This is a genomic window from Pseudonocardia sp. SID8383 (assembly GCF_009864975.1).
Classification (GTDB): Bacteria; Actinomycetota; Actinomycetes; order Mycobacteriales; family Pseudonocardiaceae; genus Pseudonocardia; species Pseudonocardia alni.
This window is the reverse complement of record NZ_WWFY01000528.1, coordinates 1-6,697: the sequence shown is the minus strand read 5'-3', so window position 1 is coordinate 6,697 and position 6,697 is coordinate 1. Positions and strand designations below refer to the sequence as shown.

Annotated in this window: 8 protein-coding genes and 1 pseudogene; 6 read left to right on the top strand and 3 right to left on the bottom strand. The window is 73.8% G+C overall.

Annotated features, from left to right (window positions below; all coding sequences use genetic code 11):
• Positions 1-346 (bottom strand): annotated as a pseudogene (locus GTW08_RS13140) (hypothetical protein); the annotation flags it as partial.
• A 96-nt stretch (positions 347-442) separates the two neighbouring features.
• Complete coding sequence (locus tag GTW08_RS31830; RefSeq protein WP_301549128.1) at positions 443-910, bottom strand: S24 family peptidase; 468 nt, start codon at positions 908-910, stop codon at positions 443-445.
• On the opposite strand from GTW08_RS31830, the gene sodN reads away from it, so the two are divergent.
• The 5 genes from sodN to GTW08_RS13110 all read left to right on the top strand — a co-directional run bounded on the left by sodN (position 863) and on the right by GTW08_RS13110 (position 3,779).
• The gene (gene sodN / locus GTW08_RS13130) at positions 863-1,270 is read left to right on the top strand and encodes a superoxide dismutase, Ni (RefSeq protein WP_062400785.1); all 408 of its coding nucleotides are present in this window, start codon (positions 863-865) and stop codon (positions 1,268-1,270) included. The genes GTW08_RS31830 and sodN overlap by 48 nt on opposite strands.
• Positions 1,271-1,394: 124 nt before the next feature.
• Entirely contained in the window at positions 1,395-1,727 is a 333-nt protein-coding gene (locus tag GTW08_RS13125; RefSeq protein WP_073575505.1) for an ArsR/SmtB family transcription factor, read from the top strand.
• Positions 1,724-2,200: an SRPBCC family protein gene (locus GTW08_RS13120; RefSeq protein WP_073575506.1), complete on the top strand. Its 477-nt coding sequence runs from the start codon at positions 1,724-1,726 to the stop codon at positions 2,198-2,200. Before GTW08_RS13125 ends, GTW08_RS13120 begins: the two co-directional genes overlap by 4 nt.
• Before the next feature lie 169 nt (positions 2,201-2,369).
• Positions 2,370-2,924, top strand: coding sequence for a DUF1697 domain-containing protein (locus tag GTW08_RS13115; protein WP_073575507.1), 555 nt, complete (start codon positions 2,370-2,372; stop codon positions 2,922-2,924).
• Positions 2,925-3,179: 255 nt separating this feature from the next.
• Positions 3,180-3,779 carry a superoxide dismutase gene (locus GTW08_RS13110; protein ID WP_073575508.1) on the top strand — a complete coding sequence of 200 codons (600 nt, stop codon included), beginning with the start codon at positions 3,180-3,182 and terminating at the stop codon, positions 3,777-3,779.
• 57 nt (positions 3,780-3,836) lie between these two features.
• Here GTW08_RS13110 and GTW08_RS13105 read toward each other — a convergent pair whose 3' ends face one another.
• Complete coding sequence (locus tag GTW08_RS13105) at positions 3,837-5,129, bottom strand: competence/damage-inducible protein A (RefSeq protein WP_073575509.1); 1,293 nt, start codon at positions 5,127-5,129, stop codon at positions 3,837-3,839.
• A gap of 405 nt (positions 5,130-5,534) precedes the next feature.
• On the opposite strand from GTW08_RS13105, the gene GTW08_RS13100 reads away from it, so the two are divergent.
• A partial coding sequence (locus GTW08_RS13100) for a glycosyltransferase family 2 protein (protein ID WP_161151981.1) occupies positions 5,535-6,697 on the top strand: 1,163 nt, incomplete at its 3' end.

The window sequence follows — 6,697 nt, the reverse complement described above, 5'->3', positions numbered from 1 at the left end:
GCTCGGCGACCGGGAAGATCGCCCGGACCCGGGTGCCGGGCAGCGATGCCGCCCAGACGGCGACGGCGGGCTCGCCCTCGACGCCGCGGCCGTCGGCCATCACGCCGTGCGCGGTGGTCCCGATCGTCGCGCCGGGCGCGGCGAGCTCCATCACCCGCAGCCCCGCGGCCTCGACCTCCTCGACCGGCGCGGCAGCTCCCACACCGGGGCAGACGAAGAACACCACGAGGTCGGGGACGACGCCGAGCGCGGCCAGCGCCTGGCCCGTCGCGACCTCCGCGGCGCCGACGAGATCCGGCCCGACGGCCAGCCCGTCCCCGACCTGCACACCCTCACCGGAACCCACGGACGGTGACGCTACGTCAGCACACGGCTCCCGCACCGGTTCGGGCGTCCCGCACGGGGCCCGGAGCGGTGGGGGACGCCGGGTCCCGTGCGGGGCTCAGTGGCGGGGTCCGGGGACCCGGCCGGGCCGGGGCCAGAGGCGGTGGCGGGCGACGGCGTGGACGGAGGCGGGGCCCAGGGTGGCCGAGTCCGTGGAGCCGAACGGGTTGTCGCCGCGGACGTGCCAGCCGTCGGCGTCGGGGTGCACGGCCCGCTTCACCGACAGCTGTCCGGGGCGGGACGCCCAGGTCACGAGGACGGCGTCGCCGGGCCGGACGGGCGCACCGAACCGGACCAGCACGACGTCGCCGTCGGACAGGGCCGGGGACATCGACGGCCCCCGCACCGTCACCCTCCGCAGACGCATCACGGACTCCCTCCAGAGTGGATCTCTCGTGACGTGGTCGTCCTGCCCGACCACCGCCGCGAGGGTAGGGTCGCCGGTGCCAGAACGATCACCCCACCAGGGAGGACACTCATGCGGCTGTCCCGCATTCTCCGTCCGCGACTGGAGGCCACCGCGCACTGCGACCTCCCCTGCGGCGTGTACGACCCGGCCCAGGCCCGGATCGAGGCCGAGTCGGTCAAGGCGATCCAGGAGAAGTACCAGGGTAACGAGGACGTGGACTTCCGGGCCCGCGCCATCGAGATCAAGGAGCAGCGCTCCGACCTGGTCAAGCACCACCTGTGGGTGCTCTGGACCGACTACTTCAAGCCGCCGCACTTCGAGAAGTACCCGGAGCTGCACGAGCTGTTCAACAAGGCCACCAAGGCCGCCGGCGCGTCGGGCACCAAGGGCTCGAACGACCCGGCCACCGGCCAGGAGCTGCTCGACTACATCGCCCAGATCGACAAGATCTTCTGGGAGACCAAGCAGGCTGCCTGATCACAGGCCCCGAGACGGCGCTGACCAGCGGGGATCTTTCCCCGTGGTCAGCGCCGTCGTCGTTTCCGGGTCGTGGCACGTATATGCCTTGACCGGCATATACCTGTCGTGGCATGTTCAGCGGGTGCGTGACTCCTTCGACGTCCTGGCGGACCCGACGAGACGAGCCATCCTGGACCGGCTGCGGACGCCGCAGGGCTGCGTCGTCGGCGAGCTCGTGACCGCGCTCGAGCTGAACCAGACCGCGGTGTCGAAACACCTGCGCGTGCTGCGTCACATGGGCATGGTCGACGTCGTCGTCGAGTCCCAGCGCCGACGCTACGTCCTCCGGGCGGACGCGCTGGCCGAGATCGAGACCTGGCTCGCGCCGCATCGCGCCTTCTGGGAGGAACGACTCGACGCCCTGGGCGCACACCTCGACTCCCTCGACAGCCCCCACGGAGAGGATCCGTCATGAGCATCCAGGTCACCGTCGATCCCGACGGCCCGGTCCTGCGCTTCGCGCGCCGCTACCCGCATCCGATCGAGAAGGTCTGGGCCGCGCTGACCGAACCCGCCCAGATGAGCCGCTGGTTCCCCTGCGAGGTGCAGGCGGAGATGCGCGTCGGGGGAACGATCACGCTGACCTTCGAGGGCGGCGAGCAGGACCACGCCGAGATCACCGAGCTCGAGCCACCGACGGCGTTCGGGTTCACCTGGGCCGACGAGAAGCTGCGCTGGACCCTCGAACCCGACGGCGACGGCTGCGTGCTGCGTCTCAGCAACACCGTGCTCGACCCCCGCTGGTCGGCGAACACCGCCGCCGGGTGGGACCGCTGCTTCGAGACACTCGCCGCACACCTCGGCGGGAGCGACCTCGTCACCACGACGGGCCCCGACGAGGCCCTCATCGCGCACTACCGTGCAGTGCTCGCCGACCGCCCGTCGTGACCCGCGGGGTCGGACCGGCTCGTCGTCGACCTGCGCGGTGCGGTCGGCCACCATCCGCCGAGCAGCCGGGTGCTGCGCGAGCCGGTGGGCCTCACCGGCGACCGCATCCGCGAGGCCGCCTCGCCCTTCACCCTCCCGGCCGCTGCGTGGACACGGCACCATTCCCGGCGTGCGTACCCACGTCGCGCTGTTGCGCGGGATCAACGTCGGCGGCCACGGCACGGTCCCGATGGCCGACCTGCGTCGGGCACTCGGCGGGCGCGGCTGCGCCGACGTCGTCACCCACATCCAGTCCGGCAACGTCGCCCTGACCAGCCCCGCGGGCGACGACGAGGTCGCCGCGACGGTCGCCGCGGCGCTGGTCGAGGAGTTCGGGGTCGAGCGCCCGGTGGTCGTGTTCGGCCGCGACGACTACCTCGCCGCGGTGGCCGCGAACCCGTACCCGGAGGTCACCGCCCCGAAGCAGCTGCACGCCCTGTTCCGGGCCGGCCCGGTGTCCGACGACGACCGCGAGCGGATCGTGGCCGCGCTGGCGGCCGAGCGGGCGAAGGGCGGACGGGGCGACGCCGTCGCCCGCGGGCGGGTGGTCTGGCTGCACCTGCCCGACGGACTGGGACGCAGCGAGCTCGCCACCCGGCTGGCCGCCCGGACGAGGGCCGGCGACCAGGGCGGGACGATGCGGAACCGGGCGACCGTGGTGAAGCTGGCCGAGCTCCTGGGCTGAGCCGGACACGCGACGGCACCGCGGCCGCGTCCGGTCGGACGTGACGCACGGCGCCGTCGACGGCGGACTCGAGCTGCCAGAACGATCCCCACCGCGTCGCCCGCATTTCTGCAAGTGACTTGCAGAAGAGTACATGTGGCGAATCGCTGCGTCCATGCGTGCGCGTCGCCCGTCGCGGGTAGGCGGCAGTTGCTACATAGTGGCAAATGACCGCGCGTGGCATCCCGCCGCGCATCCCCGACGAGGAGAGGCCCCATGGCCGAGTACACGCTTCCGGACCTGCCCTACGACTACTCCGCTCTCGCCCCGCACATCGCGCCCGAGATCATGGAGCTGCACCACTCCAAGCACCACAACACCTACGTCCAGGGCCTCAACACCACCCTCGACAAGCTCGCCGACGCCCGCGACAAGAACGACTTCGGCGCCATCGTCGGACTCGAGAAGACCCTCGCGTTCAACCTCGGCGGCCACGTCAACCACTCCGCCTTCTGGAACAACCTCTCCCCCGACGGCGGCGACAAGCCCACCGGCGACCTCGCCGCCGCCATCGACGCCGACTTCGGCTCCTTCGACGGCTTCCAGGCCCACTTCACCGCCGCCGCCACCACCATCCAGGGCTCCGGCTGGGCCATCCTCGGCCACGACCGGCTCGGCGACCGCCTGCTCATCCACCAGCTCTACGACCAGCAGTCCCAGCTCCCCGCCGGCCAGACCCCCATCGTCCTGCTCGACATGTGGGAGCACGCCTTCTACCTGCAGTACAAGAACGTCAAGCCCGACTACGTCAAGGCCTGGTGGAACGTCGTCAACTGGGCCGACGCCGCCGAGCGGTTCGCCGCCGCGAAGGGCTGAGCCTTCCCCCACCGCGACCACGCCCCGCCCGGGGACCCCGGGCGGGGCTTCGCACCCTCAGCGGTGCGCGCCCGGCCCGGTGACGCCGGTGGCGCGCAGCAGCAGGTGCATCGCCAGGTCGACCGAACGCTCGCGGACGTCGGCGCGCCCGCCGGGCAGCTGCGGGTCGCGCGCGATGACCTGGCCGTCGGCGGTGGTCACGCAGAAGCAGACGTAGCCGACGGGCTTGGCCTCGGTACCGCCGCCGGGTCCCGCGACGCCGGTGACACCGACGCCGACGTCCGCCCCGAACCGCGCCCGCGCACCGTCCGCCAGTGCCCGCGCGACCTCCGGCGACACGGCCCCGTGCGCCTCGATGAGCGCGGCGGGGACGTCGAGCAGCGCGGTCTTGGCCTCGTTCGAGTACGCGACCACGCCCCCGGCGACGTAGGCCGACGACCCGGCCCGGTCGACGAGCCGCCCGGCCAGCAGCCCGCCGGTGCAGGACTCGCCGGTCGCGACCGTCCAGCCCTTCGTGGCCAGCGCCGCGGCGAGCAGCTCGTCGGTGGTGCTGCCGTCGTCGCTGATGAGTGCGCGGCGGTGGCGGTCGACGATGCGGGCGGCCAGCTCGCGGGCCACGGGCTCGGCGCCGGGCAGCGGGTGCAGGTCGACCTCCAGCTCCGAGCGTCGCAGGCAGGTGGTCACCTCCACCCCGGACATGTCGAGCTCGGCCTCCAGGACACGCAGCGTCTCGGCGATCTCGGACTCCGGCAGCCCGGCGAAGCGCAGGAGCGTGGCCTCCGCACGGGGCACCCGGGTCAGCAGCTCCGCCACGGGCGCCGACTCCAGCGCGGCGGGCCACATCCCCTGCAGCTCGCGCGGGGGCCCCGGCAGCACGACGACCAGCGGCCCGCCCGGCCGCGTCACGGCCAGCCCCGGCGCGGTCCCGACCGGCTCGAGGACGCTCGCGCCGCGCGGCACCCTGGCCTGTTTGGCCGTCGCCGCGTCGAGCGCGGGCCCGGCCCAGCCGGCGCGGCTCGCCCAGCCGGCGACCCGGTCGTGGATCCGGCCCTGCAGCGCGGTGTCGACCTCCATCTCCGCGCCCGCGAACCCGGCGACGACCTCGGCGGTCAGGTCGTCGGCGGTCGGCCCGAGCCCGCCCGAGGTGACGACGAGGTCGTCGGAGGCGACGAACTCCAGCGCCGAGCGCAGGTCCTCCGGGCGGTCCCCCACCAGCAGGACCCGCGATACGGCGAAGCCGAGCTCGCCGAGAGAGCGGGCGACGAAGGGACCGTTGGCGTCGGTGACGTGGCCGGTGAGCAGCTCGCTCCCGGTGACCAGGACCGACGCGGTGGGACGGGACTCGCTCATGATCCGAACCTACCCGTGCCGGGACGTCCGCACCCCGTCGTGCGCGGGGCCACCATCGGTGCAGGTCCGGGGCGTCGGGACGCCGTCCGATGTGGATTCTCCACCCGTTCGGGTGATGATGGTGCACGACACGCCGGGAACCGGATCACTGCGGCGTGTCGTCGCTTCGCGCATGCCGCTCGTCGTGCCCCCGGACGGCCGCGGACAACCGCCCTCCGCGGCCGCCGTCGTCACCCGTACGGCGCACGATCGGACGGCACGGCTCCGACCTGCACCGACGCCGTCCGTCGCACCACATCCGGTGAACTCCGCGACCACGCACACGCACAGTGTCCGTTTTCCGGCAACCGCGCACTCTCAGTGTGACCACAGCGGGCATACCCGACACTGTGTCCCATGTCAGGGATGTCTGCGCCGAACGACGCCGCGACCTGGGTCGGTGAACTGGACCGGCTCGGCCCGCTGCGTGATCTGCGGGTCGACCCGGCCTTCCGCGCCGCCCGTCTGCTCGTCACCGTCGGTGGCACTCCACAGGGCCAGGTGACCGTGCCCTTGCGTGGCGGTCGCGCCACGATCGCGGAGCTGCGGTCCGCACTGATCACCCTGGGGTCGCCCGAGCGGGTGGCCCCGGCTCCGGTCGCGGGTGACCCGGTGACGGTGGTGATCGCGACCCGCGACCGGCCCGAGTCGCTGGCCCGCTGCCTGCGCGCGGTCCTCGCCTCCGACCACCCGGCGCTGTCGGTCGTCGTCGTCGACAACGACCCGCCGGACGAGCTCACCCGCAACGCCGTCGCCGCCGCCGGGTCCCCGCGGGTCCGCTACGTGCGCGAGCCCCGCCGGGGCGCGTCGGTCGGGCGCAACCGGGGTCTGGCCGAGGCCCGCACCGAGATCGTCGCCTTCACCGACGACGACACCGAGGTCGACCCCGCCTGGGCCTCGCGCATCGCCGGCGCCTTCGCCGCGGACCCCGAGCTCGCCTGCGTCTCCGGCCCGGTACTGGCCGCCCGCCTGGGCAGCCCCGAGGAGCGCGCCGCCGACGTCGCCCTGGCCTGGAACAAGGGCTTCACCCCGCGCCGGTTCACCCTCGCCGAGCCCCCCGCGGACTCCCCGATCTTCCCGTTCGCACCCGGCCTGTTCGGCATCGGCGCCAACCTCGCCGTGCGGTCCGGGGCCGCCCGCGCCGTCGGCGGCTTCGACGAGGCCATGGGCCCGGGCACCCCCACCCACGGCGGCGAGGACTGCGAGTTCCTGGTCCGCATGATCCTGGCCGGCAACGTCCTCGGCTACGCCCCGGGCGCCTACCTCTGGCACCACCACCGCCCCGACCAGGCCGCGCTGAACACCCAGCTCGAGGGCTACGCGATCGGGTTGGGCAGCTTCCTGGCGAAGGTGGCGCTGTCGCCGCAGGGCCGGTCGGTCGCGCTGCGCCGGCTGCCGGCGGCGGTCGCCCGGCTGCGCCACATCTCCGACCGCGAGGCAGGCGCCGGCGTGGCGATGCCCGCCGACGCCGACCAGACGCGCAACCGGGGTCTGCTGAACGGCCCGCGGGCCTACCTCCGGTCGCGCCG